The 20,006-nt window shown below is 73.7% G+C and carries 16 protein-coding genes and 1 pseudogene; 10 read left to right on the top strand and 7 right to left on the bottom strand.

The features are described 5' to 3' along the window. Nucleotides 1–8: 8 nt before the first annotated feature. The 5 genes and pseudogenes from KUM38_RS11025 to KUM38_RS11010 all read left to right on the top strand — a co-directional run bounded on the left by KUM38_RS11025 (nucleotide 9) and on the right by KUM38_RS11010 (nucleotide 5,237). The gene (locus KUM38_RS11025) at nucleotides 9–1,034 is read left to right on the top strand and encodes a phytanoyl-CoA dioxygenase family protein (protein ID WP_217129128.1); all 1,026 of its coding nucleotides are present in this window, start codon (nucleotides 9–11) and stop codon (nucleotides 1,032–1,034) included. Further along, nucleotides 1,031–2,347 (top strand): DUF6271 family protein, encoded by a 1,317-nt coding sequence (locus KUM38_RS11020; RefSeq protein ID WP_217129127.1) that lies wholly within the window; start codon nucleotides 1,031–1,033, stop codon nucleotides 2,345–2,347. Before KUM38_RS11025 ends, KUM38_RS11020 begins: the two co-directional genes overlap by 4 nt. Beyond that, nucleotides 2,305–3,507, top strand: a pseudogene (locus KUM38_RS11015) (type III PLP-dependent enzyme); the annotation flags it as partial. The gene KUM38_RS11020 and the pseudogene KUM38_RS11015, both read left to right, overlap by 43 nt. Next, nucleotides 3,502–4,041, top strand: coding sequence for a GNAT family N-acetyltransferase (locus KUM38_RS41735; protein ID WP_308408949.1), 540 nt, complete (start codon nucleotides 3,502–3,504; stop codon nucleotides 4,039–4,041). The pseudogene KUM38_RS11015 and the gene KUM38_RS41735, both read left to right, overlap by 6 nt. A gap of 5 nt (nucleotides 4,042–4,046) precedes the next feature. Next, nucleotides 4,047–5,237 (top strand): MFS transporter, encoded by a 1,191-nt coding sequence (locus KUM38_RS11010; protein WP_217129126.1) that lies wholly within the window; start codon nucleotides 4,047–4,049, stop codon nucleotides 5,235–5,237. Between the two features lie 79 nt (nucleotides 5,238–5,316). Here KUM38_RS11010 and KUM38_RS11005 read toward each other — a convergent pair whose 3' ends face one another. The 4 genes from KUM38_RS11005 to KUM38_RS10990 form a co-directional block, all read right to left on the bottom strand. Beyond that, the gene (locus KUM38_RS11005) at nucleotides 5,317–6,735 is read right to left on the bottom strand and encodes an Nramp family divalent metal transporter (protein ID WP_217129125.1); all 1,419 of its coding nucleotides are present in this window, start codon (nucleotides 6,733–6,735) and stop codon (nucleotides 5,317–5,319) included. A gap of 98 nt (nucleotides 6,736–6,833) precedes the next feature. Then, nucleotides 6,834–7,793, bottom strand: coding sequence for a phosphoglycerate dehydrogenase (locus KUM38_RS11000; protein WP_217129124.1), 960 nt, complete (start codon nucleotides 7,791–7,793; stop codon nucleotides 6,834–6,836). After that, complete coding sequence (locus tag KUM38_RS10995) at nucleotides 7,790–8,569, bottom strand: HpcH/HpaI aldolase/citrate lyase family protein (RefSeq protein WP_217129123.1); 780 nt, start codon at nucleotides 8,567–8,569, stop codon at nucleotides 7,790–7,792. Before KUM38_RS10995 ends, KUM38_RS11000 begins: the two co-directional genes overlap by 4 nt. Before the next feature lie 32 nt (nucleotides 8,570–8,601). Then, a complete protein-coding gene (locus tag KUM38_RS10990) occupies nucleotides 8,602–9,651 on the bottom strand; it encodes an aldo/keto reductase (RefSeq protein WP_374227049.1) in 1,050 nt (349 codons plus the stop codon). Nucleotides 9,652–9,749: 98 nt separating this feature from the next. On the opposite strand from KUM38_RS10990, the gene KUM38_RS10985 reads away from it, so the two are divergent. The 3 genes from KUM38_RS10985 to KUM38_RS10975 are packed head-to-tail and all read left to right on the top strand — an operon-like array spanning nucleotide 9,750 to nucleotide 13,043. Beyond that, nucleotides 9,750–11,207, top strand: a complete 1,458-nt coding sequence (locus KUM38_RS10985; protein WP_254396984.1) for a four-carbon acid sugar kinase family protein — start codon at nucleotides 9,750–9,752, stop codon at nucleotides 11,205–11,207. After that, a complete protein-coding gene (gene pdxA / locus KUM38_RS10980) occupies nucleotides 11,204–12,208 on the top strand; it encodes a 4-hydroxythreonine-4-phosphate dehydrogenase PdxA (RefSeq protein ID WP_217129122.1) in 1,005 nt (334 codons plus the stop codon). Before KUM38_RS10985 ends, pdxA begins: the two co-directional genes overlap by 4 nt. A 25-nt stretch (nucleotides 12,209–12,233) precedes the next feature. Next, complete coding sequence (locus KUM38_RS10975) at nucleotides 12,234–13,043, top strand: DeoR/GlpR family DNA-binding transcription regulator (protein WP_217129121.1); 810 nt, start codon at nucleotides 12,234–12,236, stop codon at nucleotides 13,041–13,043. Between the two features lie 124 nt (nucleotides 13,044–13,167). On the opposite strand, the gene KUM38_RS10970 is transcribed toward KUM38_RS10975, so the two are convergent. Both KUM38_RS10970 and KUM38_RS10965 read right to left on the bottom strand, forming a co-directional pair. Beyond that, complete coding sequence (locus KUM38_RS10970) at nucleotides 13,168–14,910, bottom strand: ABC transporter ATP-binding protein (RefSeq protein WP_217129120.1); 1,743 nt, start codon at nucleotides 14,908–14,910, stop codon at nucleotides 13,168–13,170. Continuing rightward, nucleotides 14,907–16,709, bottom strand: a complete 1,803-nt coding sequence (locus tag KUM38_RS10965) for an ABC transporter ATP-binding protein (RefSeq protein WP_217129119.1) — start codon at nucleotides 16,707–16,709, stop codon at nucleotides 14,907–14,909. Before KUM38_RS10965 ends, KUM38_RS10970 begins: the two co-directional genes overlap by 4 nt. Nucleotides 16,710–16,909: 200 nt before the next feature. Here KUM38_RS10965 and KUM38_RS10960 point away from each other — a divergent pair, with 200 nt between their 5' ends. Further along, the gene (locus KUM38_RS10960; RefSeq protein ID WP_217129118.1) at nucleotides 16,910–17,644 is read left to right on the top strand and encodes a TetR/AcrR family transcriptional regulator; all 735 of its coding nucleotides are present in this window, start codon (nucleotides 16,910–16,912) and stop codon (nucleotides 17,642–17,644) included. Between the two features lie 25 nt (nucleotides 17,645–17,669). On the opposite strand, the gene KUM38_RS10955 is transcribed toward KUM38_RS10960, so the two are convergent. Then, on the bottom strand, nucleotides 17,670–18,341 hold the full coding sequence (locus KUM38_RS10955) for a MerR family transcriptional regulator (RefSeq protein ID WP_217129117.1): 672 nt from the start codon (nucleotides 18,339–18,341) through the stop codon (nucleotides 17,670–17,672). 126 nt (nucleotides 18,342–18,467) lie between these two features. Here KUM38_RS10955 and KUM38_RS10950 point away from each other — a divergent pair, with 126 nt between their 5' ends. Then, nucleotides 18,468–19,901 (top strand): MFS transporter, encoded by a 1,434-nt coding sequence (locus KUM38_RS10950; protein ID WP_217129116.1) that lies wholly within the window; start codon nucleotides 18,468–18,470, stop codon nucleotides 19,899–19,901. Nucleotides 19,902–20,006: the final 105 nt, after the last annotated feature.

Here is a 20,006-nt window from a genome sequence, read left to right as displayed (position 1 = left end):
AGTACCGCATGACGACGCACCACCGTTTCTTACACCGCGCCGCCTCCGAGCGCCCCTACTTCAGCGCCGACGGCGAGACCTACCTCGCCGGGACGCAACTGCGGCACCTGACCAAGGACCTGCCGCTGCGGGTGCTCTCCGAGGAGCAGTTCGCGTCCTGGCAGAACCACGGCTACGTGGTGGTGCCGGAGGCGATCTCCCCCGACGCCGCCAAGCTGCTGCTGGAGTTCGCCTGGGACTTCCAGGGCCTGGACCCGCAGCGCCCCGAGACCTGGTACGAGGAGCGCGCCTTCCGCTCGGACCTCGACCGGGACCTGTACGTCTACGGCTTCGTCGAGGCGTACCAGCACCAGCTGATCTGGGACAGCCGGCAGGCCCGGCGGGTGTACGACGCCTTCGTGGACGTGTGGGACTGCGAGGAGCTGTGGGTCACCCTGGACCGGCTCAACCTCAACCCGCCCAATGTGCGCAACCGTTCGCGTTCCCTCATCGACCCCACGGACGAGGGGTTCGACATCGAGCTGCACTGGGACGTGGACACCACGGCGAGCGTGCCGCCGCAGCGGGTGCAGGGCATCATCGCGCTCACCGACACGGAGCCGGACCAGGGCGGCTTCCAGTGCTCCCCGGAACTCTTCCGCCGGTTCGAGGAGTGGAAGGTCGGACAGCCCGCCGACCGGGACCCGATCCGCCCCGGTGCCGACCGCACCGAGTTCCCGGTCGTCCGGCCCCAACTCAAGGCCGGTGACCTGCTGATCTTCAACGGAATGCTGGCGCACGGCGTGGCCCCCAACACCTCGGCCGACGGGGTGCGGGCGGTGCAGTACCTGTCGATGATGCCCGCGCTGGAGGAGCACGGGGAGCTGCGCCGCTCCCGGGTGGAGTCCTGGCGCACGCTCAGCACCCCGGAGTGGAACGCGACCCTGCTCGGCGACGCGGTGAAGCACGAGTCCCTACGCTACGGCTCCGCCGAACTCAATGATCTGGGACGGAAGTTGCTGGGACTGGACTCCTGGAACGGGCGGACCCGATGAGAGAGGGAGCCGACGTGCACCGGATATGCCTGAGCCTCCCCACCGACCGGGAGTGCTCCGCGACCATCACCGCCATCGGCGGGGAGGCCTCGTACGCCGCCCGGCACTTCGACGTCGAGGTGCACCTGCTGATCCTCGACTCCTCCGACGAGCGGACCCGCGAGGCCCACGCCCGGACGGTCGCCGCGCTCCCCGAGGCCGCGGGCGTCGTCGTGCACCACCTCGACGAGTCCGCCCAGCGGGACTTCCTGCGGGGCGCCGTCGAGCGGGCCGCGCTCGCGGAGCCGGAGCGGATCCTCGACCTGATGCTCCCGGACGCGCTCTCGTACGGCGCCTGCACCAACCGGGCGTTCCTCGTCGCGGCGGCGCTGGACTGCCGCTCGGTGCACCGGCGCGACTCCGACTGCAGCTACCAGGTCTTCGACGGCGAGCCCGTCTACCCCGTCCACCACGAGCTGACCTCCCTGGGCAAGCGGGCCCGTGACGCCTTCGCCGGGGTGTCGGAGGTGGCGCTCGACCCCGCGCTCGCCGACCGGCCCGTGTCGATGGTGGGCGCCTCCTTCATCGGGGAGCTCTCCGTCGACATCGGCGGGATCCGGGAGCTCGACAAGGACGTGTACGAGGAGGTCGTCGGCCTGTGGGCGCCCGGCCACTGGTCCGCCGAGCAGAAGCGGGAGCTGGTCGAGGAGTCCTTCAAGGGCGCCGGGACGCTGCCCTTCACGGGCGACCGCTCGACGCTGACGCTGGTCGACCCGATGCGCGTCGACATGTCCAACATCGCCTTCGACCGGGACGTGTACGAGCGGCTGCCGCTGCCGCCCGCCACCGCGACCATCGGCAGCGACTACTTCCTCATCCACGCCGTGTACGACGCCGCGCTGCCCGGCGTCCTGCACAACCGGCACATCGAGAACTACTACACCGGGGAGCGCCGCACCCACGCCGGTTTCCTGGCGTACCAGACGCGGTTCGTGAAGTTCCTGCTCTCCATGCTGTACCTGCACTACGTCTACGAGCGGATGGCCGACGCGGGCGCCGCGCTGCTGGACGACGGCGGGCGGCTCGACCCGGCGCCGTTCGCCGCGTTCCTCGCCGAGAGCGTGCGGCTGGACCGTACGGAGAACGAGCGGCGACTGGACACGGTCGCGGCGGCGTACGGACGGCTGGGCGGGAAGTACGCCGAGTTCGCGCGCGGCATGACGGCGGACCGGGAGCGGCTGCTGGACGAGGCCGCGCTCGACACCGAGGACTTCGTGGCGCTGATCGGCGCCTGGGAGGCCCTCGTGCACGCGAGCCGGGGCGCTCTCCGGTGACCGCGGCCCTGCGTGCCGCCCTCGCGGCCGCCACCGAGGACGCGCTCGTCTACGACCTGGACGGGATCGCCGCCCGGTACGACGCGCTGACCGCGGAACTGCCCGGCGTGGACGTGCGGTTCGCGATGAAGGCGTGTCCCGTGGAGGAGGTCCTGGCCCTGCTGGCCGGCCGGGGCGCCGGTTTCGACGCGGCGAGCCCCCGGGAGATCGCCCGGGCGCTGGCGACGGGCGTGCCCGCGCACCGGGTCCACTACGGCAACACCGTCAAGTCCGACCGGGACATCGCGCGGGCGTACCGGCTCGGTGTCCGGGACTTCGCCACGGACAGCGTGGAGGACGTGGCGGCGCTGGCCCGGCACGCCCCGGGCGCCCGGGTGTTCTGCCGGCTGGCGACCGGCGGCGAGGGCGCGCTGTGGGGGCTGAGCCGGAAGTTCGGGTGCTCGGCGGAGGACGCCGTGAGGGTGCTGGAGACCGCGCGGGACGCGGGTCTCGTCCCCGCCGGTCTTTCGGTGCACGTCGGGTCGCAGCAGATGACCGCCGAGGCGTGGCAGCGGGCCTTCGCGGCCCTCGCCGAGGTGCTCACGGCCCTGCACGCCCGCGGGATCGTGCCGGACCACGTCAACCTCGGCGGCGGTCTGCCGGCGCTCGGCTATTCCGACCGCCGGGGTGAACGGCTCGATCCCCCGCTGGACAAGATCTTCGCCGTGCTGCGCGAGGGCGTGGAGCGGCTGGCGGAGCTGTCCCCCCGTCCCCTGGACTTCCTCGTCGAACCGGGACGCCACCTGGTGGCCGACCACGGCGCGATCAGGGCGCACGTCTCCCGGCTGACGTCCCGCCGCCGACCGGACGGGGAGCGTGAGCACTGGCTGTACCTGAGCTGCGGCAAGTTCAACGGCCTGTACGAGATGGACCAGGTGCGGTACCCGCTCGTCTTCCCGTCCCACCCGGACACGGCCGACGCCGGCCTGGTGCCGGTCGTCGTCGCGGGCCCCACCTGCGACAGCGACGACGCCTACGACCACGAGCACCGCCGGGTGCGGGTGCCGAGGGCGGTCGCGTCGGGCGACCCGGTCTGGGTGCTGTCGGCGGGCGCCTACGCCGCCAGCTACACGACCGAGGGCTTCAACGGCTTCGAACCGCTCCCCCGCGTCTGCGTGGGCGGTGACGGCCCGGACGTGCGCATCCGCCGTGTCGCCGAGGACGACTGGCCGCGGATCGCCGCGCTGGAGGCCGAGGTGTACGCGTCGGCCTCGCTGTCCGAGGGCGTCGAGGCGCTCCGCTCCCGGGGCCGGTCCTCCCCGGGAACCTGTTTCGTCCTGGAGAGCGGCGACCGTGTCGCCGGCTACGTGCTCGCCCTGCCCTACCCGCGGCTGCGGTACCCGGACCTGACCCGGCCGGAGGAGCGGGCGTACGACTCCCGCAACCTGCACCTGCACGACCTCGTGATCGCGGACGACCTGCGCGGCAGGGGGCTGGGCGGCAGACTGCTGCGGCACCTCACGACGGTCGCGGGACGGTCGTCGTACGAGCGGATCTCCCTGGTCGCCGTCGGCGGGACGGAGAGCTTCTGGTCCGGGCACGGCTACCGGCCCGAGCCCGGGGTCGAGGTCCACGGGGGTTACGGCGACGGCGCCGTCTACATGTCCTGCCCGGTCCAGCACCGCCGCCCCGGCGGCCCGGAAGAGGGGTCCTGACGTCCATGCTGCCCACCCTCGGCGACTTCCGCCGTGACCAACTGGCGACCGCCACCCTGTTCTTCTTCCTCGGTTTCCAGTACGCCACCTGGGCCTCCCGGCTGCCCGCCCTCAAGGACCGCTTCGACCTGGGCGGGACGGAGGTGGGGCTGCTGCTGATGGCCGCCGGTGTCGGGGCGGCGGTGTCCTTCCCGCTGGTCGCGCCCCTGATGCGGCGGCTGGGCGCCCGGCGGCTGGCGCTGTGGTCCGCGCTGGCCCTGGTGGCGGTGCTGCCCGTGCTGGCCGCGGCCGGCAGTTATCCGCTCGCCCTGCTGGTGATCTTCGTCGACGGTGTGGCCGTCGGCTGTCTGAACGTCGCCATGAACGCGCAGGGCGCCGCCCTCGAGTCCCACTACGGGCGGGCCGCGATGGCCCAGTTGCACGCGACGTTCAGCGGAGGCTCGCTCGGGGGCGCGCTGCTGGCCTCCGGGGTGAACACCGTGACGCACTCGGTGACCGCGCACTTCGCGGTGGCGGCGGCGGCCGGGGTGCTGCTGCTGGCCGGTTCCCGGCCACGGGTGCTCACCGACGCCCCGGCTCCCCCGGCCGGGGAGCGGTCGGCGGAGGACGGGAAGAAGGGTCTGCGGAGCCTGACGGGCGCCTCGCGCACGGCTCTCGTCCTGGGCGGCGCCATGGTGTTCGGCACGGTCGTCGAGGGTGCGATGAACGACTGGTCGGCGCTCTATCTGACGGAGGAGACCGGCGCGTCCGGGCGGCTGGCGCCGCTGGGCATCGCCGTCGTCTCGGTCATGATGGTGCTGGCCCGTCTCCTGGGCGACGGCTGGCGGAACCGGTGGGGCGACGCGCGCATGGTGCGGGTGGGCAGCACCATGGCGGGGACGGGCCTCGCCCTCGCCCTGCTGGCGGGCGGCACCTGGCCCGCGCTCGTCGGCTTCGCCTGCGTCGGCCTGGGCATGGCGACGGTGACCCCCTGCCTCTACGTCGCCGCCGCCGCGGAGGGGCCGGGCGCCCTCGCCCTGGTCGCCGCCATGGGCACCACCGGCCTCCTGGCGGGCCCGGCCCTGATCGGCTTCGTCGCCGGCCTCACGGACCTGACGGTCGGCATGACGGTGGTCGCGGTGTCCGCCGTGCTGGTGGCGGTGTGCTCGATGCGGGTCCGCTTCAAGGAGCGGGAGGGCGAGGCGGTTCCTCACTGAACAGCGAAGGGCTCCCGCGCGTGAGGTCCGTGCGGGAGCCCTTCGACGGGTTCACGGGGCGAGCGGCAGGCCGTCGCCGTTACTCCGGCACCGCGCCCAGCGTCTTCAGGACGCCGTACACGCCGACGCACAGGATCGCCGCGCTGCTCAGGACCAGGGCCGCGGTGAGCCAGGGGTTGGCGCGGAAGCGCTTCGGCACCCCGGTGTGGCGCAGCCGCCACACGGCGACGACCACGGCGAGCAGGAAGATCCCGCCGCCGATGCCGCCGATCTGCACCATCAGCACCGGCGACTGCATCCAGAGGAAGAAGCAGGTCCACAGCAGCGGCAGGCACCAGGTGAGGACGCGGATGGTGCGGGTGCGGGCGCGGACGTCGCTCCAGTCGACGACGCCGAGCAGGCCGAGGGTGTTGGTCCACAGCCGGGGCACGGAGGCGGTGGAGCCGATGAGGGTGGAGAAGAGGACGGCGAACGCGCCGACGAGGAACAGGTACTCGGCCCAGGGGCCCATCGTGTCCGTGTAGATGCGGGACAGCGTGGTGATCATCTCGTTGCCCTCGGGCACCAGGCCCTGCGGGTGGAGCACGGCCGCGCCGATGACGTAGAAGGACAGGGTGCACAGCACGCAGACGGCGAGGCCGGTGAGGGCGTCCAGGCGCATCACCTTGATCCAGCCCTCGGCGCGGCGGGCGCGCTCCTCGCTGCCGTCGTCGGGGCCGGTCCAGCGGGCGTAGCCCTTCTCCAGGCACCAGTAGGTGTACGTCGTCATCTCGTCGGCGCCGACGCCGGTGATGCCGAAGACGGCCAGCGCGATGCCGACGGTGCCGGCCGGGATCTCGAAGCCGAAGCCGCTGCCCAGTTCGGACGAGCCGTAGCCGAACTCGGTGCCGGGCAGGCCGACCGCGAGGCTGACGGTGACCAGGGTGAAGACGACGACGGAGACGAGGCAGGCGCGTTCGACGAGGCTGTACTTGCCGGACTGCAGCAGCAGGATCGCGGCGACCGTGACGACGACGGCCCACAGCGCGAGGGAACCCCAGCTCAGCGGTTCACCGATGACCGGCCACAGCACCGAACAGGCCGCCGCCGTACCGCCGATGATGCCTCCGCGCTGGAACATCTTGGCGAAGTCCATGCCGATCCAGAGCCAGTTGATCCAGCTCAGTCGGCCGATGCGGGGGCCGACCTCGCGGTAGCCCTCGAGCGCGGTGCGTCCGTTGAGGATGGTCCACTGGGCCAGTTCCATCTGGACCCAGACCTTGACCGCGGTCGAGACGATCACCAGCCACAGCAGTGCGAAGCCGGCCTGGGCGCCGAGCGCGGTGGTGGTGATCAGCTCGCCGGAACCGACGACGGCGGCCGACAGCACGAAGCCGGGGCCGAGATGGCGGATCCGGTCGCGGAAGGCGGTGGGTGCCGGGCGGGCGTCCTCGGGGCGCAGGGCGTACGGATCGGCCTGCGCGTGCTCCGCCGCTGGGGCGGTGGCGGTGGTCGACATGACGGTGTTCCTTTGCTGGATCCGGCGCCGTCGCCGGAGCGGAAGGCAAACAGGGCGGGTAACGGCATGGGGGGTGACGTGGCGGGTCGGTGGCGGGGTCAGCCGGCCGCGTGGCGCGGGGGCTCGCCGGCGAGGACACGGAGTACGTCCTCGGCGACCATCAGGCCCATCGCGCGGTTGGCCTCCGGGGTGCAGGCGGCCATGTGGGAGGTGAGGGTGAGACGGGGTGCCGTGCGCAGGACGTGGCCGGCCGGGAGGGGTTCGACGGCGAAGGCGTCGAGCGCGGCGGCGGCCAGGTGCCCGGAGTGCAGGGCGGCGGCGAGCGCGGTGTCGTCGACGAGGCCGCCGCGGGCGGCGTTGACGAGGATCGCGCCGGGTTTCATGGCGTCGAGGCGGGCGGCGTCCAGGAGCGGCGCACCGGCGGGCGGGAGGTGCAGGGTGACGACGTCGGCGCGGGCGAGGAGCGCGTCGAGGGTGACGGGCTCGGCGTCCGCCGCGGTCACCGCGTCGTCGGTGACGTACGGGTCGTGGGCGAGGACGCCCATCCCGAAGGCGCGCGCGTAGCCGGCGACGAGCCGGCCGATCCGGCCGAAGCCGACGATGCCGATGGTCCGGCCGTGCAGTTCCGGGCCGAAGAGCTTGGGCCAGCCGCCCTCGGTGACGGCGGTGTGCGAGGCGCTGATCCGGCGGGCGGCGTCGAGGACCAGCCCGAAGGTGTACTCGGCGACGGCCCGGGAGTTGGAGCCGGGCGCGCAGACCACGGGGATGCCGCGGTCGCGGGCGGCGGCGACGTCGATGGTGTCGGTGCCGACGCCGTGCTTGGCGATGACCTTCAGCCGCGGGGCGGCGTCCATGACCTCGGCGGTGACCGGGTCCATGCCGGCGACGAGCGCGTCGGCGCCGGCGATCCGGGCGAGCAGTTCGTCGTACGGCAGGGCGCGGTCGTCGTACGGGCGGACCGGGCCCGCGCCGCCGTCGGCGAGGAGGGTCCAGGGGTCGGGCGAGTGGCGGGCGAAGGTGGGCGTGGTGATGAGGGTGGTGCGGGTGGGTGTGCTCATGCCTGTCCGCCCTTCCGCGCCGCGTCCAGGTGGGTGGCGGCGATCTGCTGGAGGTGGACCACGTCGGCGGCGACGGACGCGAAGGTGAAGCCCTCGTCGAGTCGGCGGGCGGCGCTCGCGCCGTCGCCGTTGTGGATGCCGGCGGCGATACCGGCGGCCTCGGCGGCCTCGCGGATGCGGGTGAGGGCCTGCTCGAACGCGTCGGCCACGTCCGGGTCGGTGGAGGTCTTGCCCCCGATGGCCAGGCGCAGGTCGGACGGGCCGACGTAGACGCCGTCGAGTCCCGGGGTGGCGCAGATCTCCTCGACGTTGGCGAGCCCGTCGGCGGTCTCGATCATGGCGAGGACGGCGGTCTGCTCGTGGGTGTCGGCCGGGTTCGGGCCGATGCGGAGCTGGGCGCGCATGGGGCCGTAGGAGCGGCGGCCGTGCGGCGGGTAGCGCACGGCGGCGACCGCGTCGGCGGCGTCCCGCGCGGTGTCGACGAGCGGCACGATGACGGCGGCGGCACCCGCGTCGAGCGCGCGGCCGATGTACGTGGGGTCGTTGGCCTCGACGCGGACCATGCCGACGGCGGTGGAGCCGCGGGTGTCGGTGGCGATGAGGTTGTTCAGCAGGCCCTGGTAGCCGAAGAGGCCGTGCTGGGCGTCGAAGGCCAGGTAGTCGTAGCCGAGCCGGGCGAGGCGTTCGGCGGCGACGGGCGAGTCGAGCAGCGACCAGTAGCCGATGAGGCGCTGGCGGTCGCGCAGTGCGGCGGTGAAGTGCGCGGCGGTGGTCATGGGGGGTCTCCGGGCTGGTGGGGCGGCGGTGGTCAGCGGTTGTAGGCGGGCATCGGGCCGCGCAGCGCGGAACCCACGGCGTCGCAGGCGGCGGTCACGTCCGCGGGCAGCGGACCGGCCTCGGCGGCGGCGATGTTGGCCCGCAGGTGTTCCGGCCGGGAGCCGCCGAGCAGGAGGGCGTCGGTGGAGGGGCGGTCCAGCAGCCAGCGCAGGGCGAGTTCGGTGAGCGGGAGGCCGGCCTCGTCGGCGATCGCGGTGAGCTGGGCGACGGCGGCGAAGAGGTCCTCGTTCCAGTAGCGCTGCCGGTACATCGCGGCGAGCTTGGAGTCGCCGAAGCGGCCGGTGGCGGGGTCGGCCTCGAAGCGGTGCCGGCCGGTGAGGAGGCCGCCGCCGAGCGGGTTGTAGACCATGGTGCGCAGCCCGCTCACCGCCGCGTACTCGACGTACTCCTCCTCGATCCGGCGGGCGAGGAGGTTGTGCAGCTGCTGCGCGACGACCGGGCGCGGGGCGCCGGCCTCGTCGGCGGCGCGGGTCAGCTCGGCGATCTGCCAGGCGGCGTAGTTGGACACGCCGAGCGCGCGGATCTTGCCCTCCGCGACGAACTCCGCCACGGCGGTGAGGGTCTCGGCGAGCGGCGTACGGCGGTCCGGCTGGTGCAGGTAGAAGAGGTCGACGTGGTCGGTGCCGAGCCGCTTGAGGCTGCCCTCGAGGGCGGCCCGCAGACCCGCCGGGGAGAGCGGGGCGTGCTCGCCCTGGTCGGGGTGCGGGATGCCGGCCTTGGTGGCGAGCACGATCCGGTCCCGGCGCCCGGGCAGCAGCCCGGCGAGGATCCGCTCGCTCTCGCCGCCCGCGTAGCCGTTGGCCGTGTCCACGCCGGTGAGGCCGGCGTCGAGGGCGGTGTCCAGCATGGCGGCGGCGCCCGCGCGGTCGACGGTGTCGCCGAACGTCATGGTGCCCAGGACCAGGCGGGAGAGCGGTACGGGGACGGGCGGGAGCTCGATGCCCTGCGGGCTTCCTTCTGCACTTCCCTGTGCACTTCCCTGCGGGCTTCCCTGCGGGCCGGGGCGGGTGCCGGTGCTCACGAGCGGTTCCTTCCGGAGCGGGCGGGTTGCTTCTCGGTGGGTGAACGCTCGCATGACTGCGCGTTATGCGCAAGGGTCTCGCGCGAATCGCGCAAGCTATGTCATCATCGGAGCACCGCGACGCCGAGTTCCTGGAGGAGGTCCGCATGTGCCGTCGGGACGACACCCCGGTCGTCGCGCTCGCCGACGACCTGTCGGGGGCGGCGGAGGCGGCCGCGCTGCTGCGGTTGCCCGCGCGGCTCGTGCTGCACCCCGCCGAGCTGGGGGTATCCGTTGCCGCGGGGGAGGCCGCGGTGGTGGACCTCGACTCGCGGTACCTGGACGACGGGACGGCGGCCGACGCCGTACGGGCCGCGCTGGGCGCGGTGGGGAGGTCCCCGGCCGCCGGCGCCCACACGGACACGGACGCCGCCGGGTCTCGCGCGTTTCGCGCAGTCAACTCCTCCGGGACGCACGGCGATCCGCTCTGGTTCAAGAAGTGCGACTCGCTGCTGCGCGGGCCGGTGGGTGCGGAGGCGGCCGCCTTCGCGGAAGGGGCCGAGGTCCTGGTGATCGCGACGGCCCTGCCCGCCGCCCGGCGCGTGGTGCGCGGCGGCGTGGTCCTGGTCGACGGGGTGCCGCTGCACGAGTCCCCGGCCTGGCGCGCCGAGGAGCGCGCCGCGCCGCGGTCCGTCGCCGGGGCACTGGCGCCGCTGCCGACTGCGGACGTACCGCTGGAGACCGTACGGGAGGGCCCCATCGCCCTCGCCGGCCGCTTCCGGGAACTGGCGGCCCGCGGACGGCACCCGGTCTGCGACGCGGAGACCGACACCGACCTGACGGTGATCGCCACCGCGGCGGACCTCCTCGGCCACGGCGCCCGCCTCCTGGGCAGCGGCGGCCTGGCGGCGGCCCTCGGCCGCCGGCTCGCCTCGCGGCGCGCGCACGGGTCGCCGGCGGGAGCCGGGCCCGCGGCGGCAGCCGCCCCCGGAGCGCCCTCGGCGCCGGCCGGGCCGACGGCGGTGCCGGCCGGCTTCTCCGCCCGGGTGGCCGCCGGGGACGGGGTGCCGTCGGGAGCCGGGGGCGTCGCGCGGCCGCTGCTCGTCGTCGCCGGGAGCGCGGAGCCCGTGGTGGCCGAGCAGGTCGCCCGGCTGGTCGCGGCCGGGGCCCGGCATCTGCCGCTGGCGCCCGGGGAGTTGGCCGGGGCGGAGGGCGTCGTGCTGCCCGCGCTCGCGCCCGGCGCGGTGACCGTGGTGTCCGTGGACGGGTCCGGCGGGATCCGGCCGGGTGCGGCACGCGCGGTCGTGGCCGGACTGGCGCGGGCCGTCTCCGCCGTGCCGGGGCGCCCGGACCTCGTCCTGACCGGGGGCGAGACGGCCCGCCGGGTGCTCGACGCGCTCGGCGTGACGGCGCTGCGGCCGGTCGGCGAGATCCACCACGGCGCCGTGCACTGCAGGACCGCGGACGGCCGGTCGGTCGTCACCCGCCCCGGGAGCTTCGGCGGCCCGGACTCGTTCGTTCGCATCGCGGCGGCACTCCGCCCCCGTCATCCCTCTCAGCAAGGAGTCACCCAGTGAACGCGCAGCAGCCCCTCCCCCTCATCGGTGTCACCATGGGCGACGGCGCCGGTATCGGGCCCGAGGTGATCGTGCCGGCGGTGCTGGACACCGCGACGCTGAGCCGGTGCCGGCCGGTGGTGATCGGGGACGCCGCACGACTGCGGGAAGCGGCCCGGATCCTCGGCACCGACTGCGAGATCGTGTCCGTGCCGACGCCGGCGGCGGCCGAGTCCGCGCCGGGCCGCATCAACGTCGTCGACCTCGGACTGCTGCCCGCCGATCTGCCCTGGGGCAAACTGTCCCCCGTGGCCGGGAACGCCGCGTACGAGTACGTCAGGCGGGCCGCGGAGCTGGCCCTCGCGGGCGAGATCGACGGCATCTGCACCGCCCCCCTCAACAAGGAGGCGCTGCACGCCGCCGGGCACGTGTACCCCGGCCACACCGAACTGCTCGCCCACTTCACCGGCGTGGAGGAGGTGTCGATGATGCTCTCCACCGAGAAGGTGAAGGTCATCCACGTCACCACCCACATCGGCCTCATCGACGCCGTCAACCGGATCGAGCCCGGCCTGGTCGAGCGGACCGTGCGCCGCGGCCACGAGGCCATGGTCCGCGCCGGGGTGGCCGCACCCGTCATCGGCGTCTGCGGCATCAACCCGCACGCCGGCGAGAACGGCCTGTTCGGCTACGGCGAGGAGGAGGAGAAGATCGTCCCCGCGCTGGAGACGGTGCGCCGCGACGGCATCGACGCGCGCGGCCCGCTGCCCGCCGACACCGCGTTCTTCCTGGCCTCCCGGGGCGACTACGACCTCATCGTGGCGATGTACCACGACCAGGGCCACGGCCCCGTCAAGGTGCTCGGCATCGAGGCGGGCGTCAACCTCACCGTCGGCCTGCCGGTGATCCGCACCTCCGTCGACCACGGCACGGCCTTCGACATCGCCGGTACGGGCAAGGCCGAGGCCGGTAGCATGATCGAGGCGCTGCGGCAGGCCGCCGAGATGTCCACCGCCCGCTGAACCCACGTACCGCGAAGGACACTTGATGCCGCCCAACGGATCCCAGGCTCGGCGCGAGGAGATCCTGCGACTCGCCACCACCACCGGTCTGGCCAGCGTCGAGGAGCTGTCACGGCACTTCGGCGTGACCGCCTCCACCATCCGCCGCGACCTCGCCCGGCTCACCGCCGACGGCCGGCTGGCCCGCACCTACGGCGGGGCGATGGCGCTGAACGCGCACCCGGAGGCGTCGCTGCGCCAGCGCACCACGGAGGCGTACGCGCAGAAGCGGGCCATCGCCCGCTGGGCGGCGGCGCAGGTCCAGCCGGGCGAGACCGTGCTGCTGGACGCCGGGTCGACGGTCGGGGCGCTGGCGCACGAGCTGCGCACGGCGCGGGACCTCACGGTCGCCACCACCGGCCTGACCGCGCTGCACGAACTGGCGGACGTCGAGTCCGTCCACGTGGAGTGCCTCGGCGGCACGCTGCGCCCGCTCAGCCAGGCCTTCGTCGGCCCGCTGACGGAGGCGGCGCTGGAGCGGATGACGTTCGACCGGGTCTTCCTGTCCGCGGACGGGGTGACCGCGGACGGCGGGATCTGCGAGGCGGACCTGCGGCAGACCCGGCTGAAGGAACTGATGGCCCGCCGGGCCGCCCGTACGTACGTCCTGGCGCACGCGGCGAAGCTGGGGCGGGCGCCGTTCCACGCGTGGGCCACGCTGCCGCCGGGGTGGACGCTGGTCACGGACGCCTCGGCGACGGAGGCGGATGTGGCCGCGTTCACGGAGCGCGGCACCCGGGTGGTGCTGGCGGAGCCGGTGGAGGAGCCGGCACGGCCGGCGGACGGGGCGGGGTAACCGCGCCCCCGCCCCCGCCCGCACCGACGCGGGAACACCCTCGAGCGCCGGCCCGGACAGCTGCTCAAGGGCCCCCACGACAAGGGCCCCATGAAGGGAACGGGGCGGCGCCCCGGCACATCGCTCAGCCGGCCGGTGTCTTCGCCAGGCGCCAGCCCCGGCTGCGGCTGCGTTCGGACCAGAAGTCGGCGTACCGGCCTTCCCGGGCGATGAGTTCGTGATGTGTGCCGCGCTGGACGATCCGGCCGCCGTCGAGGACGAGGATCTGGTCGGCGGCCCGCACCGTCCGCAGCCGGTGGGCGATCACCAACAGGGTCCGGTCGCGGGTGAGCTCCGACAGGGCGTCCTGGACGGCCCGCTCGTTCTCCGGGTCCAGGGACGCCGTGGCCTCGTCCAGCAGGACGATCGGCGCGTCCTTGAGCAGCGCCCGGGCGATGGAGATCCGCTGCCGCTCACCACCGGACAGCGCCGCGCCGCCCGCCCCGACCTGCGCGGACCAGCCGCCCGGCAGCCGCTCCGCGATCTCGTCGACCCGCGCCTGCTCGGCGGCCCGGCGCACCTCGGCGTCCGTGGCGTCGGGCCGGCCGGCCCTGATGTTGTCCTCGATGGTGCCCTCGAAGAGGTAGACGTCCTGGAACACCACGGAGACGAGGGACATCAGGTCCTCGGTCCGCAGTTCGCGGACGTCCGCGCCGCCCACCCGCACGGCGCCCCCGCGCACGTCCCAGAAGCGGGCGATCAGGCGTGCGATCGTCGTCTTGCCGGAACCGGACGGCCCGATCAACGCGGTCGTCGTGCCCTCGGGGATGCGGAAGCCGACGCCGTCCAGCACCGGGCGGCCGTCGTCGTACGAGAACTCCACCGCGTCGAACTCGATGTCCGCGCCCGACGGGCGGGCCGGGTGCTCCGGCTCGGGCAGCGGCTTCTCGTCCAGCAGCCGCCGCACCCGGTCGAGTGCCGCGCCCGCCGAGCGCAGCGCGGAGCCGAGGTTGGCGGCCTCCGCCATCGGCTCCACGAACCGTGCGGTGAGCACCAGCAGGGCCAGCAGCCGGGGAGCGGCGAGCGAGCCGTCGAGGGCGAGGTAGGTGCCGTACACCAGGATCACCGTGAAGGCCGCCTGCACCGTGAGCGTGAAGCCGACCTGGCCGGGGACCCCGGCCGCCATGACCCGGCGTCCTGCGTCCCGTTGGGCGGACAGCGCCTCGTCGAGCCGGCTGCCGCCGGCGGTGCGGGAGCCGGGGAAGGCGCGCAGCACCGGCTGCGCCTCGGCGTACTCGATGACCCGGTTGGCCGCCTCCGTCATGGTCCCGGCGCGCAGCCGGTCGGCGGTGGCGGTGCGGTGGGCGCTCCAGCGCAGGACCAGCGCGATGAACGGGGCCGTGCAGGTCGCGGCGAGCGCGAGCCGCCAGTCGAACGGGTACATGAGCACCACCACGGCGGCCGGTGTGAGCAGCCCGCTGATCAGCGGGCGGAACAGGTAGCCGGGGACGCGCATGATGCCCATCACGGACTGGGTGGTGAGATTGCTCAGCTCTCCGGTGCGGGTGGGGCCGAACCAGCCGAGGGGCAGCGTGGAGACGTGGTCGCCGATGCGGTGGTGCAGGACGCGGGAGAGCGCGGCACCGGCCTGGAACCCGGCCTTGGTGGCCAGGTAGTGGACCACGGACTGCGCCACGGCCGCGGCGGCCAGCGCCCACACCCACGGCCAGGCCTGCTCCGGCCTCTCGCCCAGCAGCCGTTCGAGCACCGGCACGATCAGGACGAACGCCGCCGCCTGCAGGACCGCTCCGAGGACCTGCAGGGCGAGTACGTTCCGCAGCAGCCGCCGTTCGGCGGGGCCGACCACGGCCATCAGTCGGCGGATCATCGGACGGCCTCCTCGACCGGGGGACGGATGGTGTCGTTGTCCGCGGACTCCCCCGGACCGCCGGGCCGCCGGGCGGTGCCGCGCTCATGGGCCTGCCACATCCCCGCGTAGGTGCCGCGCAGGGCCAGCAGTTCGGCGTGGGTGCCCCGCTCCACCACGCGCCCGCCGTCGAGGACGACGATCAGGTCGGCGTCCTTCACCGTGGACAGGCGGTGCGCGACGACCAGCAGGGTGCGGCCGCGGGTGAGCTCCGACAGGGCGTCCTGGACGGCCGCCTCGGACTCGGGGTCCGCGTACGCGGTGGCCTCGTCCAGGACGAGGACGGGGGTGTCGGCGAGCATGGCCCGGGCGATGGAGAGGCGCTGGGCCTCGCCGCCGGAGAACCTGGCGTCCTCGCCGACCACGGAGTCGTAGCCGCGCGGCAGTTCCGTGATCCGGTCGTGGATGCGGGCCCGCCTCGCGGCGTCCACGAGCTGTTCGCCGGTGGCGTCCGGCCGGGCGATCAGCAGGTTGGCGCGGACGGTGTCGCGCAACAGCCGTACGTCCTGGAAGACGAAGGACATCCGGCGGTGGAGCTCCTCGGGGGCGAGGTCGCGCAGGTCGGTGCCGCCGACGCGGATGGTGCCCTCGTCCGGGTCCCAGAAGCGCGGCAGCAGTGCCGCCAGCGTGCTCTTGCCCGCGCCCGAGGGGCCCACCAGCGCGGTGGTCGTCCCGGGTGCCAGGGTCAGGTCGACGCCGTCCAGGACGCGGTGGGCTCCGTCGTGGGAGAAGCCGACGGCCTCGAAGGTCACGGCTCCGGGGCCGGCCGTCACGGGGTGTTCGGGCAGGGGCAGTTCGGGGGTGGCCAGCACCTCGGCGATGCGGTCCGCGGCGGCCTTCGCGGCCCGGACCTCCTCCTCGGCGAAGCTGATCGTCAGCACCGGTGTGGTGATGCCGACGGCGAGCAGCGCGAACGGGACCAGGTCCGCGGGGGCGGTGCGTCCCGCGGTGATCAGGGCGGTGCCGCCGAGCAGGACGGTGAACAGCATCGTGGGTGCCGAGAGCACGATCTCGGACAGCGCCCTGGGCGCGGCCAGCGAGTCGACCCAGCCGCGGAAGAACGCGGCGAACCGGTCCGCCGCGTCGGCGTAGCGGCGGTGGGCGCGCCGGGTCTGTCCGAAGGTCTTCACCACGGCGATGCCCTGGACGAACTCCACGGCCGCGCCGTTGACGTCGGTCATGGCGGCGTCCAGCGCGGGCAGGTTCTTCTTGAACGCCGCGCCGGTGCGGCCGAACAGGCCGATGCCGAGGACCAGCGGGATCATCGTGATCAGCGTCAGGCGCCAGTCCACCCGGAACAGGTAGGCGAGCGTCGCCAGCGGCACGATCACCGCGGCCGTCAGCTCCAGCAGGGAGTGCGCGACCAGGTGGTGCAGTGCGTGCACGTCGTCCTGCACGGCCTTCTTCACGGCGCCCCCGCCGCGCCCCGAGAACCAGCCCAGCGGGACCCTGTCGAGCCGGCCGACGAGTCGCCGCCGGACGGACAGCTGGAGGTCGTTCTCGGCGAGGTGGCTGACGACGCTCGCGGTCACCAGGAGCAGCAGCCGCGCCAGGAGGCAGGCGCCGGCGAGGGCGGTGACGGTCCAGGCGCGGTCGCGGTCCACCTGACCGTCCGCGAGCAGCACCCGGGCCAGCTCGGCGACGGCGACGAACGGGGCGATGCCGAGCAGGGCGGCGACCGCCTGGCAGAGCACCGCCAGAGACAGTCGCCCGCGGACGGGTCGCAGTAATGACGGGAGCGCGGCGGGTTCCGCGGCCATCGTCGTCCTCCATTCCGGAAGCGCGGCAGGGGTCGGCCGCGCGTGCGTGAGTGACACGAAGAGTAATTACCCAGTGGGTAAAAGTGAGGATCGCTACCCACTGGGTAATTCGCGGTGACCACCCTACGACGGACCGGGCGGGCCGGGTCAAGGAGGACCCGTGGCGCGGAGACGGCCGGGGAGTGGATACGCTGCGTGCCATGCCCAGTTCACCCGCACCCGGGGGCCGGGGGCGGCGCCCCGCCGACCGGCCGCCGATCACGCCCACGGGCATCGTCGACGCGGCACTCCGGCTCACCGAGACGGACGGGCTCGACGCCTGGTCCACCCGGCAGCTCGCCGCCGCGCTGGAGGTCTGGCCGCGGGCCGTCTACCACCACGCCGGGGACCGGGACGCTGTGGCGGACGCCGTCGCCGACCGGGTGGTGGGCATGATCCCGCTGCCGCCGCAGGACCTTCCGTGGCGGGAGTGGTTCACCCGACTGCTGCTGGACGGGCGGCCGTTGCTCCGCCGGTACCGGGGGGTGGCCCGCCGGCTGGTGCGGATCGGGCCGGTCATCCCGTCGGCGCTGACGATGATGGACCGGGGCGTCCTGGTGCTCCAGCGGGCCGGGTTCGCCGACGGCGCGACGGCCGCGTACCGGTATCTCACCAACTCCGCCTTCACGTTGGTGACGGTCGAGGACGACCGGGCGGAGAACCTGCCGGAGGCCCGGGCCCGGCTGGCCGGGGCGCTGGCCGCGCACCGTGACGACCCCGACCGCCGCGGCCTCGCCGCGGTCGGTGCCGCCGTCACCGGCAGGGGCGCCGACGACCCGGACGCGATAGCGGCACTGGAGGACGACTTCTACGCCTACACCGTGGAGCGCTCACTGGACGGCGTGGCGGCCGTTCTGGACAGGCCGGACCGGGGCTGGCCGCCGGGCCCGTCCTGACCGTCGACGCCGCCCGCGGCCCCGGTCACGCCTCCCCCTCCTCCTCGCACGGGCCGCCGCCGAACAGGCGGGCCGACTTGTCCTCCTGGGCGAGGCGGCGCATGGCCAGCAGCGCCGGCTCCAGGAGGACCGAGACCAGAACCGCGCGTTCGGCCAGCTCCAGCACGCCGGACGCGCCTTCCATCTGCCGGACGTCCAGCTCCGAGATGTGGTCCGCCAGCCGCGCGTAGGGCAGCAGGGACCGCCAGTCGATGCCCGAGTCCATGTCCGACAGGGCGTCGAGGACTTCGCCGAGACTCTGCACGGCGGCGGTGCCGGGGTGCACCTCCCAGCCCATTTCGGCGACCAGTTCACGCGCGTCCTTGACGCCGCCCGTCTCCTCGCCCGCCTCCCGCCGCTCCCGCGCCAGTTGCTTCTGCCGCTGGGTGGCGGGGCGGGCGTCGGTCACGATGCCGAAGATCTGGTGCAGGTCACCCTCCTCCGTGATGGCACCGAGGATCTCCTTCACCGCGCCCACCGGCAGCCGCCGCACGCCGACCAGTGTGCGGATGAGACGGAGGCGACGCAGGTGCTCCTCGCCGTAGTCGGCCTGGTTGGCGGCGGTGGCCTGCCCGGGGGGCAGCAGACCGTCCCGCAGGTAGTACTTGATCGTGGGGATGGACACGCCGCTGCGACGGCTGAGTTCCGAAATCTTCATCGAGTCTCGCTTACTCACTGGATAACGGATAACGGATCGCACTACTATCCACTTTGGGGCCGAGGGATCTCCTCGCGCCGGGACCCCGTGCGCCGCCCCGCCCTGTCACGCACCGGAGGTTTCGTCATGAACACTCTCAAAAAGCCGTTATGGTCGGTCATCCTCGCATGCAGTCTGCCGATGTTCATGGTCGCGCTCGACAACCTGGTGGTGACGACCGCGCTGCGGACCATGGCCGTCGACCTCGACGCGTCCACCGAGGATCTGCAGTGGTTCGTCAACGCCTACGTCCTCAGTTTCGCCTGTCTGCTGCTGACCGGGGCGGCGCTGGGTGACCGGTTCGGCCGGCGCCGGGTCTTCGTGGCCGGCATCGCGCTGTTCACCCTGGCCTCGATCGGCTGCGGCCTCGCGGACAGCAGCGAACAGCTCATTCTCATGCGGGCGTTGCAGGGCCTGGGCGCCTCGGCCGTGATGCCGCTGTCGCTGACGCTGCTCGCGGAGGAGGTGCCGGAGAAGAAGCGCAACCTCGCCCTCGGACTGTGGTCCGCGGTCAGCGGCACGGCCGTGGCGTTCGGGCCCGTGGTGGGCGGCGCGGTGGTCGACGGCCTGGACTGGCAGTGGATCTTCTGGATCAACGTCCCGGTGTGCCTGGTGGCGATCCCGCTGGTGCTGTCCGTGCTCCGGGAGAGGTCCCTGGCCGGCACCCGGCTCGACCTGCCCGGCATGTTCCTCGCCACGGCGGGACTCCTCGCGATCGTCTGGGCGATCGTGAACGGCGAGGAGAAGGGCTGGAGTTCGGGCCCCGTCCTGTCGGCGCTCACCGGCGGCGCGGTCCTGCTGGCCCTGTTCGTGAGGTGGGAGCGCCGCGCGGCCCAGCCGCTGCTTCCGCTCTCCTTCTACCGCGAGCGGGCCTTCGTCTTCTCCAACCTGGTCTCCGCGAGCATGTACTTCGGCGTCTTCGGGTCGATCTTCCTGCTGTCGCAGTTCTTCCAGGTCGCGCCGGTCCGCACCCCGTTGGAGGCCGGTGTGCTCACGCTGGCCTGGACCCTGATGCCGATGTTCGTCGCCCCGGTCGCCGGCGCCCTGACCGACCGGGTGGGCGGCGGACGGCTGATGGCCCTCGGCCTCTTCCTCCAGGCGGTCGGGCTGGCCTGGATCAACCTGGTGGCCACGTCGGACACCCCGTACGCGCGCATGATCGGCGCCATGGTCGTCGCGGGCATCGGCATGGGCCTCGTCTTCGCGCCGACGGCGGCGGTGGTGCTGGGCGCGGTCGGGCCGCAGCACCGCGGGAAGGCGTCCGGCGCCAACAGCACCGTCCGCGAGATCGGTGGCGCCCTCGGCACCGCCGTCCTGAGCAGCGTCTTCGTGCACTACGGCGACGACCGCACGGCTCAGGGGTTCGTCGACGGCATGAAGCCGGGCATCTGGATCGGCGTCGCCGTGGTCCTCGCGGGTGCCCTGTGCGCCCTCGCGATCCCCCGCCCCGACGCCACCGCCCCGGCCCACACGACCGAGGACCGCGAACCCGACCGGACCCCCAGCCCGGCGACCCGCTGAACCCCGGCCGCCGTTCCCTATGAGAGCACCCAATGTTTCGGCCATGTCAATAGAGGCGTCAACGTTTTCGGCGTCTACGTACGCCGCGAGGGCGCCATTTACTAA

The sequence above is a fragment of the Streptomyces sp. AC558_RSS880 genome, from assembly GCF_019049255.1.
Lineage (GTDB): Bacteria > Actinomycetota > Actinomycetes > Streptomycetales > Streptomycetaceae > Streptomyces.
The sequence above is the reverse complement of the archived record's forward strand: the minus strand, read 5'-3'. Positions and strand labels throughout refer to the sequence as shown.